This window comes from Methylocaldum sp. (genome assembly GCF_039794385.1).
In the GTDB taxonomy this organism is placed as follows: Bacteria; Pseudomonadota; Gammaproteobacteria; order Methylococcales; family Methylococcaceae; genus Methylocaldum.
Window position 1 is genome coordinate 16337 of sequence record NZ_JBDIVO010000009.1, and the last position, 26968, is coordinate 43304.

At 55.8% G+C, this 26968-nt stretch carries 26 protein-coding genes; 11 read left to right on the forward strand and 15 right to left on the reverse strand.

Annotated features, from left to right (window positions below; translation table 11 throughout):
- Positions 1–21: 21 nt before the first annotated feature.
- From xseA to ABJK70_RS01635, 3 genes are read right to left on the reverse strand one after another with little or no spacing between them, the layout of a single operon-like run.
- Entirely contained in the window at positions 22–1380 is a 1359-nt protein-coding gene (xseA, locus tag ABJK70_RS01625; RefSeq protein WP_347257305.1) for an exodeoxyribonuclease VII large subunit, read from the reverse strand.
- A gap of 42 nt (positions 1381–1422) precedes the next feature.
- Positions 1423–1797: a S4 domain-containing protein gene (locus tag ABJK70_RS01630; RefSeq protein ID WP_240502519.1), complete on the reverse strand. Its 375-nt coding sequence runs from the start codon at positions 1795–1797 to the stop codon at positions 1423–1425.
- Between the two features lie 53 nt (positions 1798–1850).
- Complete coding sequence (locus ABJK70_RS01635) at positions 1851–2225, reverse strand: rhodanese-like domain-containing protein (RefSeq protein WP_077730430.1); 375 nt, start codon at positions 2223–2225, stop codon at positions 1851–1853.
- Between the two features lie 282 nt (positions 2226–2507).
- Between ABJK70_RS01635 and rimP the strand changes: the two genes are divergently transcribed.
- The 7 genes from rimP (at position 2508) to pnp (ending at position 10988) form a co-directional block, all read left to right on the forward strand.
- Positions 2508–2960 carry a ribosome maturation factor RimP gene (gene rimP, locus ABJK70_RS01640; protein ID WP_077730431.1) on the forward strand — a complete coding sequence of 151 codons (453 nt, stop codon included), beginning with the start codon at positions 2508–2510 and terminating at the stop codon, positions 2958–2960.
- Between the two features lie 16 nt (positions 2961–2976).
- Complete coding sequence (gene nusA / locus ABJK70_RS01645) at positions 2977–4482, forward strand: transcription termination factor NusA (protein WP_077730432.1); 1506 nt, start codon at positions 2977–2979, stop codon at positions 4480–4482.
- Positions 4483–4511: 29 nt separating this feature from the next.
- The gene (gene infB, locus ABJK70_RS01650) at positions 4512–7160 is read left to right on the forward strand and encodes a translation initiation factor IF-2 (RefSeq protein WP_086134393.1); all 2649 of its coding nucleotides are present in this window, start codon (positions 4512–4514) and stop codon (positions 7158–7160) included.
- A 31-nt stretch (positions 7161–7191) separates the two neighbouring features.
- On the forward strand, positions 7192–7557 hold the full coding sequence (gene rbfA / locus ABJK70_RS01655) for a 30S ribosome-binding factor RbfA (RefSeq protein ID WP_077730434.1): 366 nt from the start codon (positions 7192–7194) through the stop codon (positions 7555–7557).
- Between the two features lie 9 nt (positions 7558–7566).
- Entirely contained in the window at positions 7567–8496 is a 930-nt protein-coding gene (gene truB / locus ABJK70_RS01660; RefSeq protein WP_077730435.1) for a tRNA pseudouridine(55) synthase TruB, read from the forward strand.
- Between the two features lie 121 nt (positions 8497–8617).
- A complete protein-coding gene (gene rpsO, locus ABJK70_RS01665) occupies positions 8618–8887 on the forward strand; it encodes a 30S ribosomal protein S15 (RefSeq protein ID WP_086134391.1) in 270 nt (89 codons plus the stop codon).
- 19 nt (positions 8888–8906) lie between these two features.
- Entirely contained in the window at positions 8907–10988 is a 2082-nt protein-coding gene (gene pnp, locus ABJK70_RS01670; RefSeq protein ID WP_240502529.1) for a polyribonucleotide nucleotidyltransferase, read from the forward strand.
- 67 nt (positions 10989–11055) lie between these two features.
- Here the strand turns inward: pnp and epmB are convergent, their stop codons facing one another.
- Complete coding sequence (epmB, locus tag ABJK70_RS01675; RefSeq protein WP_156880072.1) at positions 11056–12036, reverse strand: EF-P beta-lysylation protein EpmB; 981 nt, start codon at positions 12034–12036, stop codon at positions 11056–11058.
- Between the two features lie 82 nt (positions 12037–12118).
- On the opposite strand from epmB, the gene efp reads away from it, so the two are divergent.
- Positions 12119–12685, forward strand: a complete 567-nt coding sequence (gene efp, locus ABJK70_RS01680; protein WP_077730439.1) for an elongation factor P — start codon at positions 12119–12121, stop codon at positions 12683–12685.
- 74 nt (positions 12686–12759) lie between these two features.
- Positions 12760–13743 (forward strand): EF-P lysine aminoacylase EpmA, encoded by a 984-nt coding sequence (gene epmA / locus ABJK70_RS01685; protein ID WP_347257306.1) that lies wholly within the window; start codon positions 12760–12762, stop codon positions 13741–13743.
- Between the two features lie 26 nt (positions 13744–13769).
- On the opposite strand, the gene ABJK70_RS01690 is transcribed toward epmA, so the two are convergent.
- The 8 genes from ABJK70_RS01690 to ABJK70_RS01725 form a co-directional block, all read right to left on the reverse strand.
- Positions 13770–14168 carry a TraR/DksA family transcriptional regulator gene (locus ABJK70_RS01690; RefSeq protein WP_077730441.1) on the reverse strand — a complete coding sequence of 133 codons (399 nt, stop codon included), beginning with the start codon at positions 14166–14168 and terminating at the stop codon, positions 13770–13772.
- Between the two features lie 46 nt (positions 14169–14214).
- A complete protein-coding gene (locus tag ABJK70_RS01695; protein ID WP_077730518.1) occupies positions 14215–14460 on the reverse strand; it encodes a DUF1496 domain-containing protein in 246 nt (81 codons plus the stop codon).
- 77 nt (positions 14461–14537) lie between these two features.
- Entirely contained in the window at positions 14538–15620 is a 1083-nt protein-coding gene (alr, locus tag ABJK70_RS01700) for an alanine racemase (RefSeq protein ID WP_077730442.1), read from the reverse strand.
- A gap of 2 nt (positions 15621–15622) precedes the next feature.
- Positions 15623–17008 carry a replicative DNA helicase gene (gene dnaB / locus ABJK70_RS01705; protein ID WP_077730443.1) on the reverse strand — a complete coding sequence of 462 codons (1386 nt, stop codon included), beginning with the start codon at positions 17006–17008 and terminating at the stop codon, positions 15623–15625.
- Positions 17009–17010: 2 nt separating this feature from the next.
- Positions 17011–18432 (reverse strand): bifunctional D-glycero-beta-D-manno-heptose-7-phosphate kinase/D-glycero-beta-D-manno-heptose 1-phosphate adenylyltransferase HldE, encoded by a 1422-nt coding sequence (gene hldE / locus ABJK70_RS01710; protein WP_347257307.1) that lies wholly within the window; start codon positions 18430–18432, stop codon positions 17011–17013.
- An 82-nt stretch (positions 18433–18514) separates the two neighbouring features.
- Entirely contained in the window at positions 18515–19804 is a 1290-nt protein-coding gene (locus ABJK70_RS01715) for an amidase (RefSeq protein ID WP_347257308.1), read from the reverse strand.
- A 12-nt stretch (positions 19805–19816) separates the two neighbouring features.
- Entirely contained in the window at positions 19817–21250 is a 1434-nt protein-coding gene (locus ABJK70_RS01720; RefSeq protein ID WP_168183833.1) for an Nramp family divalent metal transporter, read from the reverse strand.
- Between the two features lie 45 nt (positions 21251–21295).
- Positions 21296–22267 carry a DUF6635 family protein gene (locus ABJK70_RS01725; RefSeq protein WP_347257309.1) on the reverse strand — a complete coding sequence of 324 codons (972 nt, stop codon included), beginning with the start codon at positions 22265–22267 and terminating at the stop codon, positions 21296–21298.
- A 179-nt stretch (positions 22268–22446) separates the two neighbouring features.
- Between ABJK70_RS01725 and ABJK70_RS01730 the strand changes: the two genes are divergently transcribed.
- Complete coding sequence (locus tag ABJK70_RS01730) at positions 22447–22857, forward strand: hypothetical protein (protein WP_077730446.1); 411 nt, start codon at positions 22447–22449, stop codon at positions 22855–22857.
- A gap of 266 nt (positions 22858–23123) precedes the next feature.
- Here the strand turns inward: ABJK70_RS01730 and ABJK70_RS01735 are convergent, their stop codons facing one another.
- Positions 23124–23390 (reverse strand): DUF2024 family protein, encoded by a 267-nt coding sequence (locus ABJK70_RS01735; RefSeq protein WP_077730447.1) that lies wholly within the window; start codon positions 23388–23390, stop codon positions 23124–23126.
- A gap of 449 nt (positions 23391–23839) precedes the next feature.
- Between ABJK70_RS01735 and ABJK70_RS01740 the strand changes: the two genes are divergently transcribed.
- Complete coding sequence (locus tag ABJK70_RS01740) at positions 23840–24415, forward strand: MarR family winged helix-turn-helix transcriptional regulator (RefSeq protein ID WP_077730449.1); 576 nt, start codon at positions 23840–23842, stop codon at positions 24413–24415.
- Positions 24416–24467: 52 nt separating this feature from the next.
- Here the strand turns inward: ABJK70_RS01740 and glnK are convergent, their stop codons facing one another.
- Together glnK and acs are read right to left on the reverse strand one after the other, a co-directional pair.
- A complete protein-coding gene (glnK, locus tag ABJK70_RS01745; RefSeq protein ID WP_077730450.1) occupies positions 24468–24806 on the reverse strand; it encodes a P-II family nitrogen regulator in 339 nt (112 codons plus the stop codon).
- 27 nt (positions 24807–24833) lie between these two features.
- Positions 24834–26771: an acetate--CoA ligase gene (gene acs, locus ABJK70_RS01750; RefSeq protein ID WP_077730451.1), complete on the reverse strand. Its 1938-nt coding sequence runs from the start codon at positions 26769–26771 to the stop codon at positions 24834–24836.
- Positions 26772–26968 lie beyond the last annotated feature (197 nt).

A 26968-nucleotide genomic window follows, 5' to 3' on the forward strand; every position in this document is an offset into this window, starting at 1 on the left:
CCTCCTGATCGCCGCCATTTTTCAGGATTTTCGCGCCTCCTCGATTCGGCTGATCAGGATGCCGTCCGCAAGCCGGGTCTCCATGCTTTCACCCGGCTGGATATCGCGATAAGAGCGCAGAATTTCTCCCGTGTCCTGTTTGTAGGCGACAGCATAACCGCGTGTCAGCGTCGCCAAAGGGCTCACCGCGTGGAGGTGCTCCGCGAGGCCGGAGACATGCTGATCCTGCTTTTCGAGAGCCCGCTGAATCGCGAGACAAAGGCGTTGGTAAATCTGACATCGTCTTTCTTCGAGCATCTGTAGGCGCTGTTGGGGCCGGTGTCTGGACAAAGCAGCGAATTGTGTCCGCAGTCGCACGTCCAGATTGGACAGCGAATTTCTCGTTACTCGCTTGAGTTGGAGGTCCAAAAGATCCAATCGCTGGCTTTGGGTTTGGAGGCGTTTGCTGGGATGTTCTTGCTGCAAGCGTTTGCCGAGAACGCGCAGTGTATTTCGATCGCGTTCGAGCCCCGCTTTCATGCGGAGGCAAAGCTGCTGCTCGATCCGTTCGAATCGGGCCAGCAAGGCGGCGCAATCGGGCGTTACCGCCTCCGCGGCTGCCGACGGTGTCGGCGCGCGCAGATCCGCGACGAAATCGGCAATCGTGGTATCTATCTCATGCCCGATCCCCGTAGCCACCGGCGTCTTGCATTCGAAAATCGCGCGGGCCACGATTTCTTCGTTGAACGCCCATAAGTCTTCCAGAGATCCGCCGCCGCGGGCCAATATCAGGACATCGCACATCTGTAGCCGATCCGCCGCGGCGAGGGCCTTCACGACTTCGAATTTAGCTTCGGCGCCCTGTACCTTAACCGGGAAAATGATTACGGGGACCGAGGGGTAGCGGCGCCGGAGCACGGTAAGAACATCATGGACGGCCGCCCCCGTCGGCGAAGTAATGACGCCTACGCATTGCGGCAGACTCGGGATCGGCTTTTTGTGCTGGGCATCAAATAGTCCTTCGGCCGCCAAACGCTGCTTTAAAGCCTCAAACGCGCGCAACAGTAGGCCGTCGCCGGTTTCTTCCATGTATTCGACGATCAGTTGGAAATCGCCGCGCGGTTCGTAGAGGCTGACTTGAGCCTTGATCAGCACGTGATCGCCGTTCTCCGGCTTGAAGTCGAGGGATCGGCTCTGTGCACGGAACATGGCGCAGCGTATCTGAGCCTCGGTATCTTTCAGACTGAAATAAATATGCCCGGAAGAGGGGGTCGAGAGATTGGAGATTTCACCCTCGATCCAGATGCTGCCGAAGCAGTCGTTGAGCAGAAAACGGGTTTCCCGGTTCAGTCGCGAGACGGTGTATACGACCTCCGGCCGAGGAGCGGGTTTAGACGACATGGTCATCGTGGTTGAAAGGCGATTCAGAAAATCTACGCGCCACTATTCCGGGCCGCGCTTGAATCGGTGGATCTGGCGCCGCTCCTTCTTGTTCGGCCTGGTTTCCGGTTGGAGGGAAAGCGACCGTTCATCGCGTCGCCTGTCGACTTCAGCCTGCCGGCGCGTGATGCTTTCCGGAGTCTCTTCGTAAAGCAGCACTGCTTCGGCGGCTGGACGACGCTGGGACGATAAAGCTTGAACCGTAATATCCCAAATGTATTGATCCTTGCTGATTCTAAGCTTTGCGCCAACGCCGATTTCCTTTCCGGGCTTCGCCCGTTGTCCGTTTAGATGCACTTTGCCCCCGTTGATGGCATCTATGGCCAGCTGGCGGGTTTTGAAAAACCGGGCTGCCCACAGCCACTTGTCGAGGCGCATTCGCCCTTCAGAGGCCGAGCGATCGTCTCCATTACGACTAGACGCCATAAGCTTCAAGAAGCGGGAGGCGTTTCCACCGCTTGGCCGGATTCCTGCCAAAGTTTAAAGCCGCCCGCGAGGCTGACGGCGTTTACGTAGCCCAGCTTTTTGAGTGCCTCGGTCGCCAGAGCCGAACGGCCGCCGGTCTGGCAGTAGACGAGGATGTCGGCGTCACGCCGATTTTGAAACGTCGGGTGGCTGTCGATCTTGAACTCCAGTACGCCGCGCGGAATGTTTACCGCGCCAGGCAAGGCGCCTAGCGTGAATTCCGCCGGTTCCCGGACATCCAGAACCAGTGCTTTGCCGATTAGGGCTTTAGCTTCTTCGGGATTGACTTCTCTAATGTGTCGCTTCGCTTCGGCGACCAAGTCCATCGGAGTTAAAGGCATCGGAATTCTCCTCTCTTTATCGTGTCTCTTTATGGTACGCCCGCGGTTATTAATTGGGTATAGGCAATCGGTGCCCGCGTATGATAACGGGAGTTCCACATTTAGTTGTTTGTGTGGTAACATGCGTCTATAAACAGCGGGTTACTTTAAGAGTGTGTGATTAGAGTCGCCCCGCTTTGATAAGGTATGCCCCATAGGGGCTTTTTTAGTTTTTAAAGGGAATAACAAAACAAGAATGGGCCATTGCGCCCATTTTTTGTGAGTGAAATTTACGAGGTCGCAATGAAGCCGCAGGAGCGTTTGGCGGGTTTGATTGAGCCGGTCGTTAGCGGCTTGGGATATGAACTGATAGACATAGAGTTCGACGCCCACCGGCGCGTGCTCCGAGTCTACATCGACAGCGAGTCTGGCATCACTCTCGACGATTGCACGAGGGTTAGCTATCAACTGAGTGGCGTACTCGATGTGGAGGACCCGATTCCCGGTCGTTATCAGCTTGAAATTTCGTCGCCAGGTCTTGACCGGCCGCTTTCCAAGTTGGAGCACTTCGTGCGCTTCAAGGGTAGTCTGGCCCGTTTGCAGCTCGCCCGGCCCATCGATGGGCGGCGCAAATTTAAGGCTTACCTGGCAGGCGTGGAAGGCGATTACGTTCTAATTCAAGAGGGTGGCGAAACTTTGCGAATTCCATTTGAATCAATTGAAAAGGCGCGCCTGGCGCCTGAGTTTGGTAGTTAAATCTAAGGACGACGCGATGGCGAATAAAGAAATCTTGTTGGTGGTGGATGTCGTATCCAATGAGAAAGACATCGATAAAGAGGTCATTTTCGGCGCCATAGAGGATGCGCTTCGCACCGCAACAATCAAGCGCCACGACAACAAAATCGACGTGCGCGTCGCGATTGACCGGAAAACCGGGGGCTATGAGACATTCCGTCGTTGGCTGGTCGTTGACTCCAATGCGGACTATGAGGCTGGCGTCGAAAACCCGGATATCGAGATTTCCTTGGACGAGGCACGAAAGATTCGGCCCAATATTCAGGTTGGCGACTATATCGAACAGCCCATCGAATCCATTGAATTCGGACGCATTGCGGCGCAGACCGCCAAGCAGGTTATTGTACAGAAGGTGCGGGATGCGGAACGCCGGAAAGTCGTCGATGCCTACAAGAACCGGGTCGGCGAGCTTGTGACCGGCGTCGTCAAGCGCGTCGAGCGGGGCAATGTCTACCTCGATCTGGGCGGTAACGTCGAAGCCTTTGTTCCCAGGGACGAGATGATACCCCGCGAGGCTGTGCGGTCCGGCGATCGTTTGCGGGGCTATTTGAAAGCTGTACGCCCGGAGTCTCGGGGGCCTCAGTTGTTCGTCAGTCGCACGGCACCCGAACTTTTGATTGCATTATTTAGGCTGGAGGTTCCGGAGGTCAGCGAAGGGGTCATTGAAATCAAGGGGGCTGCTCGAGATCCCGGAGTTCGTGCGAAAGTGGCCGTAAAGAGCAACGATCTACGGCTAGATCCGGTGGGCGCATGCGTGGGTATGCGCGGTTCCCGGGTCCAGGCGGTATCCAATGAGTTAGCCGGTGAGCGTATCGATATTATTTTATGGAACGAGAACGACGCTCAATTCGTGATTAACGCGATGTCGCCGGCTGAGATCGTCTCGATCGTGGTCGACGAGGACAAGCATTCGATGGATATTGCCGTGGCGGATGAAAACCTGTCTCAAGCCATTGGGCGCGGTGGACAAAACGTGCGACTTGCATCGGAGCTGACCGGATGGACGCTCAACGTAATGGGCGCTTCCCAGGCGGAAGCCAAGAATGAGCTGGAGACGGCCAAGCTCATGCAGTCGTTCATGGAACAGCTGGACGTGGACGAGAGCGTCGCCGAGATTCTGGTTAGAGAGGGATTTTCGACGGTTGAAGAGTTGGCTTACGTTCCAGCCAAGGAGCTATTGGAGATCGAGGAGTTCGACGAAGACATCGTCGAGGAGCTACGAAATCGAGCGCGCGACGCGTTGCTGATCAAGGCGATCGCCAACGAGGAAGAATTTGAATCTTCGGAGCCTTCCAAGGAGTTGCTGGAGATGGAGGGAATGGACCGTGAAACGGCCTTTCGTCTTGCTGCGCGAGGTGTGAGGACAATAGAGGACTTGGCCGAACAATCGGTCGACGAATTGCTGGAGGTTGAGGGTATGGACGAAGCTAGGGCTGCGCGTTTGATCATGACGGCCCGCTCACCGTGGTTTGCTGAAGGTTAAGAGGATTTGACAGGGCAGGGGCTGAAAGAATGAGCGATGTGACGGTACGGCAACTTGCCGATGTGGTCGGCATTCCGGTAGATCGACTGCTTACGCAGTTGGGCGATGCGGGTTTGGAAAAAAGCGACGCGGACGATGTTCTCAGTGATACTGAAAAGCTTCGATTTCTGAGTTATTTGCGGCAGAGCCACGGCAGAAGCGAGGGGGAAATGGCAGAGCCGAAGCGGGTAACGCTGCAGCGGCGCACCGTTAGCGAGCTTAAGCAGGGCAAGATTCCCGGCAAGGGCGTGAAGACCATCAGCGTAGAAGTCCGCAAGAAGCGGACCTATGTCAAGCGAAGCGAGCTTCCGGAGCTGAGCGAACGTCGCACTGAGGTGGAAAAGGCGCGGCAGGCACTCGAGGACCAGCAGAGAGAACTTGAAGCCCAGGAGGCTTTGCGCGCTCAGCAGGAAGAAGTCCGTCGTAAGGCTTTGGAAGAAGAAGAGAGAAGGAAGCGCGAAGAAGCGGAGAGAGCCGCCGAGCAACAGCGTTTGCTCGAAGAGGCTAGACGAGCGGAAGAAGAGAGGCAGCGGGAGGAGGCTCGACGTCTGGTCGAAGAGCAGCAGCGTACCGAAAAAGCAGTGAGTGTGGAAGAGCGTGAGCCGCCCGCACCCGCGGCAGAAATACCTGCGCCTAAAAAACCGGTCGTTCCGCCTGTGTCGGCCGAGCGGGAAGAGGTGGAGCTCCCACGTCATTTAGAGTCAGAAGCCAAACGTGCCAAAAAGAAGCCGGGCGTTGAACGTCCTAAAGGCCGAAGCGAAGGTGCTCGTGAGCCCTTTGGTCTCGATGACGCAAGAAAAGATAAAAAGAAAAAGCTTAAAGTCACCAAAGGCCCTGTTGCATTTCCGGAAGCCCGGCACGGATTTGAGAAGCCAACCGCCCCGGTGGTGCGTGAGGTCGCCATTCCCGCATCCATTACGGTATCGGATTTGGCCCAGCGGATGTCCATTAAGGCGACCGAAGTCATCAAAACGTTGATGGGAATGGGAGTGATGGCCACCATCAACCAAGTACTCGATCAAGATACCGCCACTTTGGTGGTCGAAGAGTTGGGCCATAAGGCCATACCGCAGGTCGAAAACGCTCTGGAGGCCGAGATTATGGCTACCATGTCGGTGGCTGAGGAGATTGAGCAGTTGCCGAGAGCTCCGGTGGTAACCATCATGGGACACGTCGACCACGGCAAGACTTCATTGCTCGACTATATTCGCAAGAGCCGCGTCGCGGCCAGCGAGGCGGGTGGCATTACCCAGCACATCGGCGCTTATCAGGTCAAGACGGATCACGGCGCGGTGACTTTCTTGGATACGCCTGGCCATGCCGCGTTTACGGCGATGCGTGCACGCGGTGCCAAGGTCACGGATATCGTGGTGCTGGTGGTCGCTGCCGACGACGGCGTGATGCCGCAAACTCGCGAAGCCGTGGAGCACTCCCGCGCCGCCAATGTTCCCCTGGTCGTGGCAGTCAACAAGATCGATAAACCGGAAGCCGATCCGGATCGAGTAAAACAAGAACTAACCGGGCTCAATGTGGTCCCGGAAGAATGGGGTGGGGACACCCAATTCGTGAGTGTTTCCGCCAAGACCGGTCAGGGTATCGACGCATTGCTCGACGCCATTCTCGTGCAGGCTGAGGTTCTTGAGCTCAGAACGCCTTTCGAGATACCCGCAAGCGGCGTGGTATTGGAATCGAAGCTCGAGAAAGGGCGAGGGCCAGTGGCAGACATTCTCGTGCAGCGTGGACAGTTGAAGAAGGGCGATTTTATCCTGTGCGGCATGGAATTCGGGCGTGTCAGGGCCATGTTCAACGAAAATGGCAAGCCAGTGAAAGAGGCCGGACCGTCGATGCCCGTCGAGGTGCTGGGGCTGTCGGGCGCGCCGAACGCCGGCGATGAATTCATCGTCGTTGCCGACGAGCGTAAGGCGCGTGAGATCGCCTTGCATCGTGAAGAAAAACTGCGTGTCAGTAAATTGGCGGCGCAGCAGGCGACCAAGCTCGAGGATGTCTTCTCGCGCATGGAAAGCGGCGAAAGCGTGGATCTGAACCTGATCATCAAGGCCGACGTGCAAGGCAGTCTTGAAGCGCTGAGAGCGTCGGTGACGGACCTTTCGACTGATAAGGTCAAAGTGAAAGTCATTGCCGGTGGTGTCGGCGGCATCAACGAATCCGACGCCAATCTTGCTTTGGCGTCCAACGCGATCATCATCGGATTCAACGTCCGTGCCGATGCGGGTGCGCGCAAGATCATTGAGGAGCGGGGCATCGATTTACACTATTACAGTGTGATTTACGATGTGATCGACGAAATCAAGAAGTCCATCAGCGGGATGCTGGAACCCGAGTTCAAGGAGCAGATCGTCGGCGTTGCCGAGGTTAGGGACGTGTTCCGTCATCCGAAATTCGGTGCTATCGCCGGCTGCATGGTGCTGGACGGCCACGTAAAACGGAATCTGCCGATCCGCGTGTTACGAGACAACGTGGTGGTCTTCGAAGGGCAGTTGGATTCTCTGCGCCGCTTCAAAGAGGACGTCGGCGAGGTCAAAGCGGGCATGGAGTGCGGTATGGGCATAAAGAACTACAACGACGTCAAGGTCGGCGACCAGATCGAAGTGTTCGAAAAAGTGCAAGTGCAACGCTAGACGATTCAGTATCGAGACGGTCTAAGTTCATATGCCGAGAGAGTTTAAACGGAGCGACCGGGTTGCCTCGCAGCTCCAAAGGGAATTGGCGGATCTTATTCGGACGCAGGTAAAAGAACCTCGCCTTGGAATGGTTACCGTGAGCGATGCCGTAGTAAGCCGTGATCTTGCTGTAGCCAAAGTTTTCGTGACTTTCTTGGGAGCCAAGGAGCCGGCCGAAAAATGTGTGGCGCTCTTATCGACGATGATCCCGATGCTGCGTCGCGAACTGGGAAAGCGCCTTCGCATCCGTAATATGCCCGAGATCCATTTCGTCTACGACGATTCGATCGAGCGCGGCATGCATATGGATGCACTCCTGGATCGGCTGCATGAAGAGCCGAAAAGCGGCGAATAGGTGGTAGCGATGAGTCGCCGCAACGATTTGCGGTCCATTAACGGCATTGTGCTGTTGGACAAAGCTTCCGGTATGACGTCAAACGCGGCGCTGCAAAAGGTCAAGCGGATTTTGAAAGCGCAAAAGGCCGGTCATACCGGAAGCCTCGATCCGCTCGCCAGCGGTTTGCTCCCGATTTGTTTGGGCGAAGCGACGAAATTGTCGGGGTTTCTCCTGAATACGGACAAACGTTATCGGGTGAAGGTTCGCCTTGGGATAGCGACACTTACCGGAGATTCCGAGGGCGAGATTGTCGAGACGAAGGCCGTGAAGCCACTGAGCGAGGACGTGGTTGAGCAGGTTCTGGCTGGATTCCGCGGCGAGATCCTTCAGGTTCCGCCGATGTACTCTGCGCTCAAGCATCAAGGGCGACGCCTTTACGATTTGGCCCGCCAAGGCATCGAGGTGGAACGGGAACCCCGTCGAGTGGTCATTCATGAATTGAAGCTGCTGGGGTTCGATTCGTCGAGTCTGCAATTGGACGTCGCGTGTTCGAAAGGCACATATATCCGGACCCTTGCCGAGGACGTCGGCAAAGCGTTGGGTTGCGGCGGCCATGTCGAGATGTTGAGACGTACGGGGGTAGGAGACTTATCGATTGCCGACTCTCACACGCTGGAAAGTATGGAAACACTCGATGAAAGCGAATTGCTGGGACTGGTTCTCCCGATGGATCGCATCGTATCCGCCTTGCCGGCGGTTCAATTGAGTGACGAACTCGGTTTTTATGTGCGAAAGGGCCAAGCCGTTTTAGTTCCTAAAGCGCCGAAGCATGGATGGGTTAGATTGTATGCAAAACAATCTGTTTTCATGGGAGTGGGCGAGATTCTTGACGACGGACGGGTGACACCGCGGCGTTTGGTCAAGGCGGTTCAGAGCGATGTTCAGGAGCTATCTTAATAGGGTGGCTCTTAGATCGTAAATTACTCTGAGTTCGTTGGCGTTTCGATTGAAACGCATCTAGAGCTACAGTTACAATTGTGAGTTTATTAAGTTAAACAAGTTTGTTCAGGAGAAAAAAATGGCCTTTGAAACAGCAGACAAGAGCGCTGTGATGCAAGAATATCAGCGAGCGACGAACGACACCGGCTCGCCGGAAGTTCAGGTGGCCCTGCTTACTGCCCGGATTAACCACCTTACTCCGCATTTCGTTAAACACAAGAAAGATCACCATTCGCGGCGCGGCTTGTTGCGCTTGGTCAATCGACGTCGCAAATTGTTGGATTACTTAAAGAGCAAGGACTCCGACCGTTATCGGACTTTGATTGAACGATTGGGTCTACGTAAATAGTTGTTCACCCGGTAAAGGTATTATTGTGAATCCGATTCGGAAACAGTTTAAGTACGGCGAATATCTCGTTACCTTCGAGACCGGCGAAATTGCGCGCCAGACGGATGCCGCCGTTATGGTGGATATGGCCGGAACCGTGGTTTTGGTCACTGCCGTTGGCGAGAAAGAGGCGTCGCCCGAGACCGATTTCTTCCCCCTGACCGTCAACTATCAGGAGAAAGCCTACGCGGCGGGTCGCATCCCCGGCGGCTTTTTCAAGCGCGAGGGACGGCCGAGCGAGAAAGAAACCCTCACCGCGCGCTTGATCGATCGGCCCATTCGCCCGCTTTTTCCGGAAGGATTCACCAACGAGGTTCAGGTCGTTGCCACGGTTCTCTCCCTGAATCCCGAAGTCGATCCGGATATTCCCTCGATGCTGGGGGCATCCGCGGCTCTGGTGCTTTCGGGCATGCCTTTCCAAGGACCGATCGGCGCAGCGCGCGTCGGCTATATCGATGGCCAATTCGTGCTCAATCCTTCCGGTTCGGTTCTTGAAGATTCAAAGCTGGACTTGGTCGTTGCCGGTACGGAAAAGGCGGTTCTGATGGTCGAGTCCGAAGCCGATATGCTTCCGGAAGAAGTCATGCTCGGAGCCGTGTTGTTCGGCCACGAGCATATGCAGACGGCTATCAAGGCGATCCATGAACTGGCCGAGACCGTGGGTGTCACGCCATGGAACTGGGAGCCACCCGCTGCCAACGCGGCCTTATACCAGGCCGTTAAGGATTTGTCGGCAGCGCAGATTGCCGAAGCTTATCAGACAGCTGATAAGCAGACTCGTCAGCAGAAACTCAGAGAAATTCGCAAAGCAACGATCGATGCTTTGACGGCGGACGGGAATTATGCCGAGAACGCCGTTCGAGGCATGCTGGAAAAATTGGAATCGGATGTGGTCCGGTGGCGGATTCTGAACGAATCCAAACGCATAGACGGACGGGATTTGAAGACCGTACGGCCGATTACGATACGTACAGGCGTACTGCCGCGTACTCACGGTTCCGCACTGTTCACCCGCGGCGAGACTCAGGCCCTGGTGGTTGCCACCTTGGGTACGGGACGCGATGCTCAATTGATCGATGCAATAGAAGGCGAATATAAAGAATCCTTCATGTTGCACTACAATTTCCCGCCTTTCTGCGTGGGAGAGATCGGCCCGATAGGCGCGCCGAAACGGCGTGAAATCGGACACGGCAGGCTGGCGAAGCGCGGCGTGCAGGCCATCATGCCCGCTCCGGAAAGCTTCCCCTACGTGATTCGAGTCGTTTCTGAAATTACCGAATCCAACGGCTCCAGTTCGATGGCGTCGGTGTGCGGAACCAGCTTGGCACTGATGGATGCCGGGGTTCCGACCAAGGCTCCCGTTGCCGGGATCGCCATGGGCTTGATCAAAGAAGGCGATCATTTTGCGGTGCTCTCGGACATCATGGGCGACGAGGATCACCTCGGCGATATGGATTTTAAGGTCGCCGGCTCCAGCGACGGCGTGACCGCATTGCAAATGGACATCAAGATCGACGGCATCACGCCGGAAATCATGCGGCAGGCGCTCGAGCAGGCCAAAGAAGGGCGTTTGCATATTTTGGCGAAAATGGCGGAGGCTTTGCCGGCTCCCCGGAAGGAGATGTCGGATTTTGCGCCGCGCATCATGAGTTTCACCATCGATCCGAGCAAGATTCGCGATGTCATCGGCAAAGGCGGCGCGACGATTCGTGCGATCACCGAAGAGACGGGAGCCAGCATCGATATTAGCGACGACGGTGTCGTTAAAGTGGCTTCGGTCGACAAGGAAGCCGGAATGGAGGCTCGTCGCCGTATCGAAGCGATCACGGCCGAAGTCGAGGTTGGGAAAGTTTACGAAGGCCGTGTCGCCCGGCTGATGGATTTCGGCGCATTCGTTACGATTCTCCCTGGTAAGGACGGGCTGGTCCATATTTCGCAGATTTCGGACGAACACGTGGAGAAAGTCAGCGATAAGCTGGCCGAGGGCGACATCGTCAAAGTTAAGGTTCTTGAGATCGACCGTCAGGGAAGGGTTCGTCTCAGCATGAAAGCCGTCGACTAAATAAGTCGATACTTCCGACGTGGCGGGGTTCCGGCTCCGCTGATGGCTTTTCCGGAGTTTTGAAATCTTATCCGACCGGCGTCTTGTACGGTCGGCCCACCTCCTCCCGAACGAGTTTGGGAAGCAGATAACCAGGCAATGCTTCCCTCATGACTTGGTAAATCGCTAACGCATCTTCCGTCGACAGGTCGAAATGGCTGGTCCCTTGCGCCTTGTCCAGTACGTGCAGGTAATACGGCAGCACGCCGTTCTCGAAAAGTGTTTCACTCAGTCGAACAAGGGTTTCGGCATCGTCGTTCACGCCTTTTAACAATACGGTCTGGTTAAGGAGTGTAATTCCGGCCTTTTGGAGTGCGTTTAACGCATCGTTGACGTCGTGATCGAACTCGTTCGCGTGATTGGCGTGAATGACGACCACGCTTTTTAAACGAGCCTCCGTCAGCGCGGCGATAAGTTCGGTTGTGATGCGGTTCGGTAGAACTACCGGGAGGCGCGTGTGAATTCGAAGTCGCCTGATGTGCTGTATCTCCCCGATTTTTTGGATTAACTGGGCCAAGCGTTCGTCGCTCAGCACCAAAGGATCCCCGCCGCTGAGAATCACTTCGTTGATACTTAGGTCGCTCCGAATGGCGTCAACGGCATCCTGTTCCTGCCGTTTGCCGATCATGTTCGCGTCGTACGGAAAATTTCGCCTGAAGCAATAACGGCAGTGGATGGCGCACGCACCGGTGGTGATCAGCAACATTCGTCCATGGTATTTGTGCAGCACTCCCGGGGCGGTCACGGCTTTTAAGTCTCCCACCGGATCGTTTGCAAAGTTCGGATGGTCGATCAGTTCCTGCGCATCGGGCAACACTTGAAGCAAAAGCGGGTCGCGAGGATTGCGTTTGCTCATGCGCCGAGCGTAGCTTTGCGTAACGCGAAACGAAAAACGGTCCGTCGCCTCCAGGAATTCCGCTTGATGGATCTCATCCAACTCCAAGAAAGCGAAGAGGTCGGCGGGTTTGGTAAATGAGTCGGCCAGCTCGGCCTGCCAGGGCGTTTTCATAGAGACGTCGGGTTTCTTAGGACAAAGCCGTACATTATAATGCGCGGTATTTTTTGAGTTAACTGAAGCGAACGAGGAGAGAATGGCGACATTCAGCACCAATGAATTCAAGGGCGGTTTAAAAGTGATGCTCGACGGCGATCCGTGTTCGATCATCGAGAACGAATTCGTCAAGCCGGGTAAGGGGCAGGCATTTAACCGCGTAAAGCTCCGCAACCTCAAGACCGGCCGTGTCATCGAGCGCACGTTCAAATCCGGAGAAACATTGGAAGGTGCGGACGTCGTCGATACGGAAATGCAATATTTGTACAACGATGGCGAGCAGTGGCACTTCATGGTTCCGGAGAGTTTCGAACAGTATGCCGCTGACAGCGATGTGGTGGGCGATGCCAAGAAATGGCTCAAAGAGCAGGACGTATGCATCGTCACCCTGTACAACAATGCTCCCATTTCGGTCACGCCGCCCAACTTCGTGGAGCTGACGATTGTTGAAACCGATCCCGGCGTGCGTGGCGATACCTCCGGTGGCGGCGGCAAGCCGGCAACCCTGGACACCGGAGCGGTCGTCAGGGTCCCTCTGTTCGTGCAGACCGGCGAGGTGATCAAAGTCGATACCCGCACGGGCGAGTACGTATCTCGGGTCAAATAGCATCCCTTCATGCTCGACGGCGGACGCGGCATGTCCGCCGTATCCGCCGACCTCAAGCGACGTTTCTTCCGACGATGGCGGACTGGCGCCCCAGTTGTTCCCTGACTGCTCTTAAGAAGCGGGCAGCTTTGCTTGCGACAATTCGGCAGTTTTTTTCGGCTAGAAACGTCTTGGAAGTCGAGACGCCACTGCTGTGCCGCGCCGGCGTTACCGATCCGAATCTCAATCCTTTCACGACCGTTCTCCGTCGGCCCGGCAGTAGTGAGGGCGAACAACTTTATCTGCAAACCTCTCCGGAATTTGCAATGAAGCGCCTGCTGGCGGCGGGCAGCGGTTCAATCTACCAGATCTGCAAGGCCTTTCGGAACGAAGAGTCGGGGCGCCATCACAATCCCGAATTTACGCTTTTGGAATGGTACAGGGTGGGATTCGATTTAGCCGAATTGATCGACGAGATCGATGCGTTGCTGGCAGAAATCTGCCGTGATCACCTGATTTTGGCAGCGTCCGAGCGATTTAGTTATCGCGAACTTTTTCGTGAGCATGTAGGCGTCGATCCGTTATCGGCCTCGTTCGAGGAACTCTCCGAACGCTCAAGAGTTCGGGATCTTCCCGAGGCTGAGGCGCTTTGCGGCAGAGATCGCTCGCTTTGGCTCGATTTGCTCTTCAGTCATCTGGTCCAGCCCCATCTCGGGCGAGGGCGGATCACTTTCGTTTACGATTTCCCCGCTTTTCTTCCTTCCCTTGCGCGAAAAAAGCCGGACGACCCGCTTGTGGTCGAAAGGGTGGAGATATTTCTCGAAGGATTGGAGTTGGGCAACGGGTTTCACGAATTGGCCGATGCTGTCGAGCAGGAAGAGCGCTTTGATCGGGATCTCGCCATCCGGGAAGAAAACGGTTTGCCCTTGCCGGCTAAAGACGAGCGCTTGCTGGCGGCGCTGAGGAGTGGACTGCCGGATTGCTCGGGTATAGCTCTTGGATTGGATCGCCTGCTGATGATCAGGATGCGAGCGGAATCTATCGGGGATGTCTTGGCGTTTCCGACGGCGCAAGCTTAACCCGGAAAGGCGCCGAATGGCAGAATCTACAGAGACGGTGAATGCGTCAAGGCTTGTTCCTTCTCGTACGCGCTCTGGCAGGCAATACAGCGCTCGGTCGTAGGGTTCGCCTCCAGCCGCGCTAACGCGATCGGTTGCTCGCAATCGACGCAAATGCCGAATTCGCGGCTGCCGATACGGATGAGAGTGGATTCTATCTCGCGAATTTCCTGAATATGCCGATCTATCGTTTGCAGTTCCATATCGATGACCAGATTGGCGACCGAAGCTTCTTCCGAGTCGTGAACCTCGCCGGCGACATCGGTAAAGTGGTGACGACCCGACTGAATGACTTCTTCACGAACGCCTCGGGTCAGTTCTGCAAGACGCGTTTCGAGTCTATTGCGGAATGCTTCGAGCTGTTTATCGGTAAGGTGCTGCGGCATAACGTTATCCTCTCGTCAGTGGAACAAGGTGGCCGTTATAACGGAATTAAGGATTGTCCGGGTCGCAAGAGCCGGTTCTGATCCAAACTCCGTAATCGCAGCGCAGAAGCGTATCGCCGCTACAAACATACGTGCCGTGTGCATATCGTTTGTCGTTGAAGTGACAAACCGGTTCGCCGGGCACTTGCTGCTTTAATACCAGATAATCGTCATCGAATTCCTCCAGAATCGGCGACGTCCTCAGCTCCGGGTCGGGAGCGCCCACTTGGGGTTTGGCGATGCGTTCGGCCACAACGGCTCCTTTGTACAACGTCTTCGATTTGGACGACGAGTGATTATCGGCCGAAAGATCCGATCAAAAAATACGTGCTATTCCCACCGTTCGACCATCTTGACCCGCGGTGTGACGCCGCAGAGCAGGGCATAGGGAATAGTCGAGGCGTATTGAGCGATTTCCTCGACGGGCAGGCCTTTGCCCCATAGAGTGACTTCATCCCCAACCCGAGCGTCGGGGCAATCCGTGAGATCGAGGCTGATCATATCCATGGAAACGCGTCCGATCAGGCTTGCCCGCCGACCGCGAACCAGCACCGGCGTGCCTGACTGCGCGTGGCGAGGATAACCGTCGCCATAGCCGATCGAAACGATTCCGAGGCGAGTCGGGCGCGGGCAAATCCAATCACCGCCATAACCCACGGCATCGCCGGCTTTCAGATTCTTTATCGCGATGAGCCGGCTCCGGAAGGTCATCACCGGTCTGAGGCCTTCGTCCGGACCGGTACGACCAGGAAACGGCGACACACCGTAAAGCGCAATTCCGGGGCGGACCCATTCGACACGTGCGGTATCCCAGGCCAGAAGTCCTGCCGAATTGGCGATGCTGCATTCGGTTTGAACGTTATGGAGCGCGCTTTTGAAGCAATCCAGCTGTATTGCCGTAATCGTGTCCTGAAAAACGTCGGCATTGGCCAAGTGAGTCATCACGGGAATAGGTTGGCGCACAGCGGAACACCGTTGAAGCCTCGAATAACAGGATGAGAATTCGTCCGGCAGCAAGCCGAGCCGGTGCATTCCTGTATCCAGTTTCAACCAAACCGATACCGACTCCATCGAGGAAACTTGCTCCAGAAGTTCCACCTGAAACGGGGAATGGATGACGGGCTCCAATCCGTGGCGACTATGGAGCTCCAGTTCTTCGCTATCGACGAAGCCTTGAAGCACGGCGATACGCTGCCTTATGCCCGCGTCGCGAAGGGCGATGCCTTCGCCGAGGCGGGCTACGGCGAAGGCATCGGCATCGCTCAATACCTTGGCGATCCGAATCAGCCCGTGGCCGTAGGCGTTGGCCTTGATCACCGCCATGATTTTCGCTTTCGGCGCAAACGCTCGAATGCGCGTGAGATTATGCGTGACTGCCGTCAAATCGAGCTCGGCATAAGCAGACAGCATCATTCTTAAAAGTCCTCGCCCGCGTACGGATCCGAGATAAAGTTTTCGAAGCGCGTGTATTGGCCGAGGAAGGTAAGGCGCACGGTTCCGATCGGGCCGTTACGCTGTTTCGCGATGATGATTTCGGCGGTGCCCTTGTCGGAGGAATCGGGGTGATAGACCTCGTCGCGGTAGATGAACACGATCAGGTCCGCGTCCTGCTCGATCGAGCCCGATTCGCGCAGGTCGGATGGAACCGGCCGTTTATTGGGGCGCTGTTCCAGGTTGCGGTTGAGCTGCGAAAGGGCGATCACCGGAACGTTCAGCTCCTTGGCCAATGCCTTGAGCGAGCGGGAAATTTCCGAGATCTCCGCCACACGGTTTTCGCCGCCGGAGCACTGCATGAGCTGAAGATAGTCGAGCACCACCAGTCCGAGTTGACCGTGCTCGCGTGCCAGGCGGCGGCAACGGGCGCGGACTTCGGTGGGTGTCAGGGCAGGGGTGTCGTCGATGAACAGCTTGGTTTCCGCCAGGATATTGATGGCGGAAGTCATGCGCGGCCATTCGTCGTCCTCCAGCTTTCCGGTGCGCACCCGGTGCTGGTCGATGCGGCCCAGAGACGACATCATGCGCATGGCCAGTTGTTCGCCCGGCATTTCCATGCTGAATACGGCTACCGGAACCTGCTCCTTGATGGCCACGTTTTCGGCAATGTTCATGGCGAAGGTGGTCTTTCCCATGGATGGGCGGCCGGCGATGATGATGAGATCGGAGGCTTGCATGCCAGAAGTCATTTCGTCGAAATCGGCGAAACCGGTGCTCGCGCCGGTGATGTGGCCTTCCTTGTGGAAGAGCATCTCGATTCGGTCTATGGCGGCCGACAAGAGCGACTTGATCGGCTTGAAGCCGACTCCGCCGCGCCGCCGCTGATCGGCGATCTGAAAAACCTTTTGCTCGGCTGTTTCGAGCAACAGGGCCAAATCGCGATTTTCCGGCTGGAAGGCTGAATCGGCGATTTCGGTACCTGCATGGATCAGCTGCCGCAATACCGACTTTTCACGCACGATATCGGCATAGGACGAGATATTGGCGGCGCTGGGCGTCTCCTTGGCCATCATCGCGAGATAGGCGAGTCCGCCCGCTTCTTCCAGCGAACCGGTTTTTTCCAGGACTTCCGACAGGGTGACGACGTCGAACGGCGTCTGTTTTTCCGCAAGCTGCTTGATCGCGCGGAATATCAGTTTGTGATCCTTGCGGTAGAAATCCTCTTCTCCCACCCGGTCGGCCACGACGTCCCAGGTTTGGTTGTCGAGCATGAGACCGCCGAGTACGGATTGCTCGGCGTGGATGGAATAAGGGGGAACGCGAAGCGCGTCCACCATTCTGTCCGTTAAACGGGCGTGATCAGACATGTTCAGGTATTGCGTATGGCTTGAATGATTCGGGTGGTCGAATAATCGCCTAGAAAATCCAGAATCCTGACTTCTCCTCCGTTGGCCAGAACATGATCGTGGCCGGCTATTTCGGTGATGTCTTTGTAGTCGCCGCCTTTCACGAGAATATCGGGCAGCAGGCGTCCGATGACGTCGCGCGGCGTATCTTCTTCGAACGGCACGACCCAATCGACGCATTCGAGAGCCGCCAGCATGGTCATGCGATGTTCGAGCGGATTGACCGGGCGGCCGCTGCCCTTGAGGCGTCTTACCGAGGCGTCGCTGTTGACCAGCACGATAAGCCGGTCACCCAGAGCTCGGGCTTGCTGGAGGTATTGGATATGGCCGGGATGCAGGATGTCGAAGCATCCGTTGGTGACGACGATCTTCTCTCCTTTGCGTCGCGCCGTGCCGAGCAAAGGCAAAAGTTTGTCGAGCTCGATCGCGCCGCGATGATGGGCGCGCTGACCGTGCAGGGCGTCATCCAATTCTTCGAGAGTCACGCTTGCCGTCCCTAGCTTGCCCACGACGATTCCGGCGGCGAGATTTGCGAGACCCGTGGCATCCTCCAGCGATGCGCCCGCCGCCAGAGCTGCGGCGAGAGTCGAAATGACGGTATCGCCGGCTCCGGTTACATCGTAGACCTCTTTGGCGTGGGCTGGCAAATGCCGGGGGGACTCGCCGCGTCGCAGCAAAGTCATCCCGTGTTCGCCGCGTGTAATCAAGAGGGCCTTTAGCTCGAGCTTTTCCAGCAGGCCAAGGCCCTTCTCCGCCAGTTCATGATCATCCCGGCAAGGTCCGGCCACGGCCTCAAATTCGCTGCGATTGGGAGTGATGAGGGTGGCGCCGCGGTATCGATCGAAATCGGTGCCCTTTGGGTCCACTAAAACCATTTTGCCCGCTTCTCCGGCGAGTTGAATCAGTTCCTGAACTGAATTGAGGGTTCCCTTGCCGTAGTCGGAGAGTACCACGACATCGGCCTCGTTCAACTTCCCGGCGAAATTCGCGAGGAGATGGGCCGACGGGACGTCATGAAAGCGGTCCTCGAAGTCCAGCCGGATGAGCTGTTGATGGCGGCTCAGCACTCTGAGCTTGGTGATGGTCGGCCGTCCCGGAATTTGCTCCACAACACAGTCGATACCGGCGGATTGCAGGAGAGCGATAAGATTCTCTCCGGCTTCGTCGCGCCCACAATAACCGATGAGGCTGGTTTGCGTCCCAAATGTCGCAATATTGAGGGCGACGTTGCCCGCACCACCCAATCGTTCCTCGACGCCATTTACCAGTACGACCGGAACCGGAGCCTCCGGCGAAATGCGGGAAGTGCCGCCGTGCCAGTAGCGATCGAGCATTAAGTCGCCGACGACCAGGATGCGGGCCGAGTCGAAATTAGGAAGCTGCATGGATTCAAGGAAGCGAAAAACGGGGCGATAGGATACCACCACCGGGTAGCTTTGATCTTCGGAAAAGCGCGCCTTAGGACGATTATCTCGTTCGGCGGGAGGCGAATAGCGATTCGATGCCCTGCGCCCATCGGACTAGTGTTTCGTCGTTTCCCCACGATCCAGCGATTTGTATTCCGACCGGTAAACCGCGGATGACGCCGGTCGGAATACTGAGGAGAGGAACGCCTGCTTGAGTCCAGGGCAACTGCATCACCGAGTCGCCGGTGCTGTTCAGCCCATGAGGGGCCGGTCCGGTCGCGGAAGGGGAAATCCAAGCATCGATGCCATGTTGTTGCATCAGCGCTGCGAGGTGTGCTCCCTGACGTAGTCGGACCGCTCTGGCGATCTCAAGGTCCGATGCCGAAGCCTTGAGGCCGCGCTCGATGAGCTCTGCGGTTTCCGGACGGTAAAGCGGTTTGTACTTTCGGTACCAATTTTCGTGTACCTGCGCAGCTTCGGCAGCAACGAGCAGATGATGCGAACGATAGAGTTCCTCGAAATCGGGAAATGCCGATACTTCGATGAGAACATACCCGTTGGCTCTAAGCGTCTCGCAGGTCTCTTGAAAACCGAGTCTAGCGTCCGGCGTGACATGATCGAGGTAAGGGCCGTCCGGAATTCCAAACCTCGGACGACCATGGGTTAGGGATGATTTCCAGTCCGGAACCAGCGCCTGTGCAGCCAATTCGATTCCATCGACATCGGAAGCGAACCAGCCGACATGGTCCACGCTCGGCGCCAGGGGAATTACGCCGTCCACGGGAACTCTTCCGTAGCTGGGCTTGAATCCGCAGACGCCGCAGAAAGCGGCGGGCCGATTGATAGATCCGATGGTCTGCGTGCCTAGCGCCAATAGGCAGAGGCCGGCGGCTACGGCCGCCGCGGAGCCGCTGCTCGATCCACCCGGCGTGTGCTCGGGATTGCAGGGATTGCGTGTCGGACCGGGGGCAATATAGGCGAATTCAGCGGTGACGGTCTTTCCGATAATGAGAGCGCCGGCATCTTTCAGGCGCGTCACGGTGCTGGCTTCCGCACCGCTAAGTTCTTCGGGCGGCAAGCGACTGCCTGCGCGCGTTTCAAATCCGTCGATGTGAAAGATATCCTTGATGCCTATCGGCGTGCCGAACAAAGACGGCCGATTCTCGGGCTTCGGATAACGGTGCAGCAAATCGTCGGCCTCCCGATAGAGCCGTGTCCAGCGATGCTCCTCGGGCACGAAAGCCAGGACGTTCGGCTCGATTTCGGCAAAGCGGTTTTCGAGCTCATGGAGGTACGCCAGTAAAGGCCATTCACCGCTTCGAAGCCTGTTTGCAACTATGGTCGATTTCATGGCGTTGTTCATTTAGCCGGCAAACATGGACCAGCCATAGGCCAGTGCGAGTCCGAGATAGACCAGAAAGCTCAATCCCAGGAGCCAGCGTCCGGTATCCGGCGGTCTGGCCCATATCGGCAGCTGCGGCGCAAGGCGGCGAAAATTGAGCAGATACAAAGCCACGGGGAACATGACGGTTCCCGCAAAACCGATGACGGCGCTGGTCAGGATCAACGTGCCCGGCGTATCGAGCAGCATGGTCAACGACGTGATCAGCGTCAGTAGCGTCAGAAAGATGTAATACCAGGTACGTAGAGCGATTCGCCGGCTTTTCGGAAAGAGTACATGGACGATGTCGGCCTGCATCCGGCTGACGGCATCCGCCGTCGCCAGCCAAGTATCGGTCAGAAAGGCCGCGGCTACCGCGAGGAACAACAGCCGCCCGATTTCGCCCCAGCCGACCTCGAAAAAGCGGCTTTGCACCACCGCAAGTTCGTACTCCTGAGGTAACAGGCCTTTGGGAAACAGGAGCGCATAAGCCAGAAGACAGGTCATGAGTGTCGTCAACAGATTGCCGACGATCCCGATCAGAACGTCGGCGCGAAGGAATTGCTGCCATTTCCGCCAGCGATCCTCGTTTTCAGGCAACGCATCCGGAAGAAAGCCGTCGCTGGTGATGACCTCGGGCTTGCCGGCAACGGGCCCCGTGATTTTGCCCATGTGCACCGCCATCCCGACGCCTTTGTCACGCAGCCAGTACGAATAGAACAAGATCCAAAAGCCGCCCAATCCGGCGAACGCGATGGCGGTAAGCAACTTAGTGGCGTCCTGCGGTTCCCAAGGACGAGGCAACGGAGCCGTAGGGCCCAATAGACCCCGAAGAAAGCCCGGTACCGCCGCGATGACCTCGGTCTGGAGACAAGCCCAGAGCAGGCCGGCCACGGTGGTGACGGCCACTATTTTCATGAATCGCTCGACCAAGACGTATACGACTTTGCTGAACACGATGGCGGCCAAGAACACGCCGATCGAGCAATATCCCCAAAACAGCGATTGGCTACGGGCGTCCCAGCCTTCGGGAAGGTGGGTCAAGGCCGCCAAAGCCGTACCGCCCGCCGAGGCGAAGGCTCCGAACCAGAGGAACGAGACCGACATCAATATCCACAGAAGAATGCCGAAAACGCGGTTGAGCCGGATGAACCCGTGAAAAATGCTCTCGCCGGTCAATAGCGTGTAGCGGCCGATTTCGACGTTGATCGGGTACTGGAGCAAGCAGGCCGGAATCAAGAGGAATAGGAATGTCAAACCGTATTTCGCGATCAGATAGGGCCACCAGATCAGTTCGCCGCTGCCTTGTGCCAATGCCATCCATACGATTCCGGGGCCTAGGGCGGTCCACCAGCCGGGAAAGGCGGGTAAAGGTTTTCGGGCGAGATCGGACAGCGCGGAGATCGGGCGATTCATAGTGTTATTGTTATCAGTGATCCGAATGGGGGTTTGAAAAGCCGATTAGCTTAGCGTTTTAGCGGCCACCCGCAAAATATCGAGAAGATCGAAAACGCGGGCGACATAGTGATCCCGGACTCGATAATTCCGATGCTCTTTTCCGCGAAGTTCGTCGCCTATCGCGTCGATAAACTGATTGAGACGCCGTTCGTGTATGCCCGTTTTGGCCAGCAGGGGATCGACGACGACCCAGGATAACGCCGCAATCGCACTGACGGCGGCCATCGTCGTGCCAGTGGCGGCGATAATCAGTCCGGTCGACGCGGACGCAGGAAAGAGGCCGTAATACCAGGCTCCGATCGTGGGACCCAGCAAGAAATTGGCGATGGCCGTGTACTGGGCGATGGCGGAGGCTGCGGCCATGCCGGTCGAGAACGCACCGGGTAGGGCTTTGTTAAAAGCGGCGTAGCTGGTGGCGAGCGAAACCAGGCTGCCGGCGAGTTCGGTGACGGCGATGCGGGTTTTGCCGTATTCAGCCAGATTGCTTTCCAGCTTCCGGCGAAATTCGGGGTGATCCGCCTTGCTTCGGATTTGTCCAAGAAATTGCTCGCACAGCTCGGAAATCTCGGGATTGCACAGAATGGTTTCCATAAGGGCATCCCGGCGGGATGTCCGTTTCCCCTGAACATACGGCAGTTCCAGCAGTTCGGTATAGATCAGCCACTGCAATTCCGCTTGTAAGGCGGTCGGTATGCCGGTCGGCATCTTGTCGAGAATCCGGCTTATCCTGTGACCCCCGGTTTTTCGAAACAGAGCCGCCGTGCCATGAATGATGAAGCTGGGCAAACCCCATAGCATGTTCAGCGGATGTTTGTAGAAGTCCTTGCCGAAGGTTTTTTTGTGGAGCGCCAAGGCGCCCGTGAAAGAGAAATATTGCTCGACGAATTCGGGAACTTTAGCTTTTCGTGCGACCAAATAGGTTTCAATCCCTTGTGTTACGGCGCGTTCGATGGTCCGAAGTGTGTCGGTTTCCATAGGCATCAGTCATCGTTGGGAATCGGTGCAACCTAGTGAACTCTGCCGCCGGAAGCCATGTGTACGTAGTGTCGGCAGTCGGGCTGAATCCTTAAATTGTCTGGCAACCGGCGCCGTTCGTGCTCATAATAAATGTCTTTTTTGCTTTGGTTAGAGACAACCATTCGTTAGGTTTGATTATGAAAAAATTGATGATTGCGTTTTTGGCCGTTTTTTTGCTGGCCGGTTGCACGAGCAAGGAGAAAACCACTCTAAAAGAGGCGCTCGTCGCTAAATTCAAAGACGATTCCGATTTGAAAGATTATAAGCTCGATCCCGAGACTATCGCGGATTGCGTAGTTGGGGAAATCAGTAACGGATTGCCGGGTTTCGCGGGTGATCCTCGCCGTGAACAATTTTTTCAAGCATATACGCATTTCGCGAATGCAAAATCACCGGCTGATGCGGAGAAAGCCGTTAAGGATTACGAGCAATTATTTGGTTCGGTTAAAGAAGCCCGGCATGCTGCGTTGAGCATTACCGACCATGTCATGACTTGTATGGGCAAGGCGGTGGCTGTAGCTGGAGGGGATCAGGACGAGGGCAATTAAGCGGCATCCTCCTGACTACACAGTTAAGACGGAACAATCTCGGGGATGGCACCATAGAGCACCTGACATCCGAAAAGATTGTTTCTTAGGGGAAATACCGCTGAAATCGAACTCCGCCCGCGCGTGAATGCACAAAGACTTACGTCATAAAGACCGCGATTCGGATTGTAAAAACAGGCGGCGCGCGGGCGGCTACCTTAAGGAACAGTCTACGTATCCGAGATACCGGTAAGGAACGAATTCAGCCACCCCATATCGGATGGTGGTTATCGGGGACAGCCTTCTAGTTTAAAAATTGCATAGCCTTGGGTTTCGATGTCTTTCTGCATTTCCGCCGGCGCATGCGGTTCGCTATGGCAATAGGCACAACTTTCGGAGTTCACGACGGCATCTTCCTCACCGACGGACCTTAGCCAGTCGCGGGCACATTGCAGGGCTTTTGTTGGATCGTTTTCCGGAAGTATCACATCGAAGTGCATGATTTTTCCGCTTGCGCTACGCGCGTAGGTATCAAAAACATGGATTTGGCTCATATCTTCTCTCGTCGATGTTGAGGATGGATAAAGGAGTCGTTTGCGCACGGGAGACTGTGGCGATAACGTGGTGCCGCGCGATATCCAACGAGGGAATGCGTGCGCTCGTCGATTTTGAGCTCGGCAATGGCTTTGTGAAGCCGGACATGTGCACGCTTAGGTTTTGGATCTTAAACCCCGGATGCGGCAGTACTTGCGAACAGTGCACCGAGGCGGGTGATTAAGCCGACAATCGTCGATGTTCATACAGAATTTCCATATCGACATGGACAAATCTTGAAAAAACGGAGTGCGCCTGCTATCAGAACAGTGAGACACGGAGGTTTCGCATTCCACGACCAAAGGAATTGTCGGTTCTACATGATGTCAATAGGTATTGTGTCGATACTAACTCTAGCGGAACTTTAAAGATTTTGTCAATATGATATTGATCCGATACTATTAGATGTATGAATACTGAATCGATTTACGATTACTTGGAACGTATCGCCAACCTCATTCGGACAGACGTCCGAAAGACGGGGGTTGCGAAAGGATTGCAACCGGTGCAGTTGGAAGCGCTCCATTATCTGAGCCGGTGCAACCGATACAGCAACACGCCAGTTGCGGTGGCCGATTACTTGGGCCTAACCAAGGGAACGGTATCGCAAACCTTGGGGGTCTTAGAATCTAGTGGCTTTATCGAAAAGCAGGCCGACCTCAATGATCGTCGTGTGGTTCATCTCAATCTGACTGTTGACGGCGCTCGCGTGGTTTCGGATGCAATTCCGCCTAATATCCTGAAATCCGCAGTGGATGGGCTGTCTGAGACCTCCCGGAATGAGATTACAGCAACTCTGAATCAGGTTTTGAGGGAGTTGCAAACGGCGAACAAGCTGAAAACGTTCGGCTCCTGCAAAACTTGCAGGTATCACTTGACCCAGGAAGACGGAAGGCGCCGGTGCGGACTGACCATGGAGTGGCTAACGGAGGCCGACGCGGAAAAAATATGCCGGGAGCATCAGCCAACAGCGGAAAGTGTCTAGATTTGCAAAGTGATTAATAGGACGGGCCGAGAGCCCGCCCCAAAGGACAGAATCAAATCGCTTGCTCGCCGGTTTCACCGGTCCGAATCCGGATAGCCTGCTCGAGGTTGGTTACAAATATTTTGCCGTCGCCAATTTTGCCCGTGTTGGCGGCTTTGATGATGGAATCGACAGCCTGATCGACCATGCTATCGGTTACCGCCACTTCGACTTTTACTTTGGGCAAGAAATCAACCACGTATTCGGCGCCGCGATAAAGTTCCGTGTGTCCTTTTTGACGCCCGAAACCTTTTACTTCCGTTACCGTAATCCCGCTGATTCCAATTTCGGACAATGCTTCCCGAACATCGTCCAATTTGAACGGTTTAATGATCGCGGTGATGAGTTTCATTATTGTCTCCGATGATGTGAAATGTTCTTAGCCTCGGTTGGCTCGATTTCGAATGATATCGTCGACCACGGTAGGATCTGCCAAGGTGGAGATATCGCCGAGATTGCGGATATCGTTGGCCGCGATTTTCCGAAGTATGCGGCGCATGATCTTGCCGGATCGCGTTTTCGGTAGTGTCGGAGCCCATTGAATGATATCGGGTGTGGCAATCGGACCGATTTCCTTGCGGACCAGCTGCACTAGCTCCTCTTCAAGCTCTGGGCTCGGCGAGACGCCGGCTACCAAAGTGACATAAGCGTAGATTCCCTGTCCTTTGATATCGTGCGGATAACCCACAACGGCGGCTTCCGCCACATGGTCATGCAGGACCAAAGCGCTCTCGATTTCTGCGGTGCCCATGCGATGGCCCGACACGTTCAGCACATCATCGACGCGCCCGGTGATCCAGTAATATCCATCGGCATCGCGTTTGGCACCGTCACCGGTAAAGTACTTGCCGGGATAAGTTGAAAAATAAGTATCAAAAAAGCGTTGGTGACTGCCGAATACCGAGCGAGCCTGGCCCGGCCAAGAGCGGGTAATCGTCAGTACCCCCTCGCACGCTCCTTCCAATACGCTACCCTGGCTGTCGACAATGGCCGGTACGATGCCGAAAAACGGACGCGTCGCGGAGCCCGGTTTGAGCGGCGTGGCGCCGATCAAGGGAGTAATGAGTATTCCACCGGTCTCCGTCTGCCACCACGTATCGACTATAGGGCAGCGGCCGCGGCCTACCTGGTGATAATACCATTCCCATGCCTCTGGATTGATGGGTTCGCCGACAGAGCCCAGAACGCGCAAGCTGTCCCGGCGGGTGCTATCAAGCCAATCTTCCCCCAGGGCCATCAAGGCGCGGATGGCGGTGGGAGCGGTATAAAAAATATTGACACGATGCTTTTCAACCACACGCCAGAAGCGGTCGGGAGCCGGGTAGGTCGGAACGCCTTCGAATATAAGCGTGGTTGCGCCGTTACACAGAGGGCCGTAAACGGTATACGAATGGCCGGTAATCCAACCGACATCCGCGGTGCACCAATAGATTTCGCCCGGACGGTAATCGAACACATATCGGTAAGTCATTGCCGCATAGACCAAATAACCCCCGGTCGTGTGAAGTACCCCCTTCGGTTTTCCGGTAGATCCGGAGGTGTAGAGAATAAACAACGGGTCTTCCGCATCCATGGATTCGGGCGGGCAATCGGGAGAAGCCTCCGACACCGCCTCGTGATACCACACATTATGACTGTCCCAATCGATACTCCCGCCGGTATTCCGAACGACAAAAACCGTTGTCACATTTGGACAAGCCCGCAGTGCGGTGTCCACATTGGCCTTCAGCGGTACTATTCGTCCACCCCGTCTTCCTTCATCCGCACAGATGACATACCGACAGTCGGCATCGAGAATGCGATCCCGTAATGCGTCGGCGGAGAAGCCTGCGAACACGATGGAGTGGACGGCCCCGATCCGAGTGCAGGCCAGCATTACCACTGCCGCTTCGGGGATCATTGGAAGATAGATGCAAACCCGGTCACCTTTTTGAACGCCATGCTTTTTCAGAACATTAGCAAACCGGCAGACTTGTTCGTGCAGCTCGCGGTAGGTGAGCTTCTTGTCGATATTCGAATTGTCTCCTTCCCAGATGATTGCGACTTCGTCACCCTTTTCGACTAAGTGGCGATCGAGGCAGTTATAGCTGACGTTCAGTTTGCCTCCTTCGAACCATCGAATACGGGCGGTACCGAAGTCGCAATCCTGAACCTTGTCCCACGGCTTGAACCAGTCGACAAAACGTTCCGCTTGTTCAGCCCAAAATTTGTCCGAATCCGTGATGGAGTGTTCATACATCTCCTGATAAAGCGCTTCGGTAATTTGCGCTTCGGCAGCTACTTCCGGCGGCACTTCGTAGACTTTTTCGAAGGACATTGGCTTTTCCGATGATCTTCAGAGTGGGATAGGGAGGCTCTGACAGGTGTTGATTTTACCGAATTTTCCGGCGAGTGACCCGCATCATCAAGTCTAACGAACATCGGCATCTTCGTTCTTAAGCCCGCCTCAGCCATAACGCTAGCTTGAGGGCAACCAACATGACCGGCTTTTTAGTACAACTTAGGCGTTCTTAA

Coding starts and splice junctions, on each gene's coding strand:
- xseA (WP_347257305.1), bottom strand. CDS start 1,380: ATGTCGTCTAAACCCGCTCCTCGGCCGGAGGTCGTATACACCGTCTCG.
- ABJK70_RS01715 (WP_347257308.1), bottom strand. CDS start 19,804: ATGAAATCGACCATAGTTGCAAACAGGCTTCGAAGCGGTGAATGGCCT.
- epmA (WP_347257306.1), top strand. CDS start 12,760: ATGGCGGACTGGCGCCCCAGTTGTTCCCTGACTGCTCTTAAGAAGCGG.
- ABJK70_RS01730 (WP_077730446.1), top strand. CDS start 22,447: ATGAAAAAATTGATGATTGCGTTTTTGGCCGTTTTTTTGCTGGCCGGT.
- ABJK70_RS01630 (WP_240502519.1), bottom strand. CDS start 1,797: ATGCGCCTCGACAAGTGGCTGTGGGCAGCCCGGTTTTTCAAAACCCGC.
- efp (WP_077730439.1), top strand. CDS start 12,119: ATGGCGACATTCAGCACCAATGAATTCAAGGGCGGTTTAAAAGTGATG.
- ABJK70_RS01720 (WP_168183833.1), bottom strand. CDS start 21,250: ATGAATCGCCCGATCTCCGCGCTGTCCGATCTCGCCCGAAAACCTTTA.
- ABJK70_RS01635 (WP_077730430.1), bottom strand. CDS start 2,225: ATGCCTTTAACTCCGATGGACTTGGTCGCCGAAGCGAAGCGACACATT.
- hldE (WP_347257307.1), bottom strand. CDS start 18,432: ATGCAGCTTCCTAATTTCGACTCGGCCCGCATCCTGGTCGTCGGCGAC.
- dnaB (WP_077730443.1), bottom strand. CDS start 17,008: ATGTCTGATCACGCCCGTTTAACGGACAGAATGGTGGACGCGCTTCGC.
- ABJK70_RS01725 (WP_347257309.1), bottom strand. CDS start 22,267: ATGGAAACCGACACACTTCGGACCATCGAACGCGCCGTAACACAAGGG.
- truB (WP_077730435.1), top strand. CDS start 7,567: ATGAGTCGCCGCAACGATTTGCGGTCCATTAACGGCATTGTGCTGTTG.
- rpsO (WP_086134391.1), top strand. CDS start 8,618: ATGGCCTTTGAAACAGCAGACAAGAGCGCTGTGATGCAAGAATATCAG.
- acs (WP_077730451.1), bottom strand. CDS start 26,771: ATGTCCTTCGAAAAAGTCTACGAAGTGCCGCCGGAAGTAGCTGCCGAA.
- rbfA (WP_077730434.1), top strand. CDS start 7,192: ATGCCGAGAGAGTTTAAACGGAGCGACCGGGTTGCCTCGCAGCTCCAA.
- epmB (WP_156880072.1), bottom strand. CDS start 12,036: ATGAAAACGCCCTGGCAGGCCGAGCTGGCCGACTCATTTACCAAACCC.
- nusA (WP_077730432.1), top strand. CDS start 2,977: ATGGCGAATAAAGAAATCTTGTTGGTGGTGGATGTCGTATCCAATGAG.
- ABJK70_RS01740 (WP_077730449.1), top strand. CDS start 23,840: ATGAATACTGAATCGATTTACGATTACTTGGAACGTATCGCCAACCTC.
- alr (WP_077730442.1), bottom strand. CDS start 15,620: ATGATGCTGTCTGCTTATGCCGAGCTCGATTTGACGGCAGTCACGCAT.
- infB (WP_086134393.1), top strand. CDS start 4,512: ATGAGCGATGTGACGGTACGGCAACTTGCCGATGTGGTCGGCATTCCG.
- ABJK70_RS01690 (WP_077730441.1), bottom strand. CDS start 14,168: ATGCCGCAGCACCTTACCGATAAACAGCTCGAAGCATTCCGCAATAGA.
- ABJK70_RS01735 (WP_077730447.1), bottom strand. CDS start 23,390: ATGAGCCAAATCCATGTTTTTGATACCTACGCGCGTAGCGCAAGCGGA.
- glnK (WP_077730450.1), bottom strand. CDS start 24,806: ATGAAACTCATCACCGCGATCATTAAACCGTTCAAATTGGACGATGTT.
- rimP (WP_077730431.1), top strand. CDS start 2,508: ATGAAGCCGCAGGAGCGTTTGGCGGGTTTGATTGAGCCGGTCGTTAGC.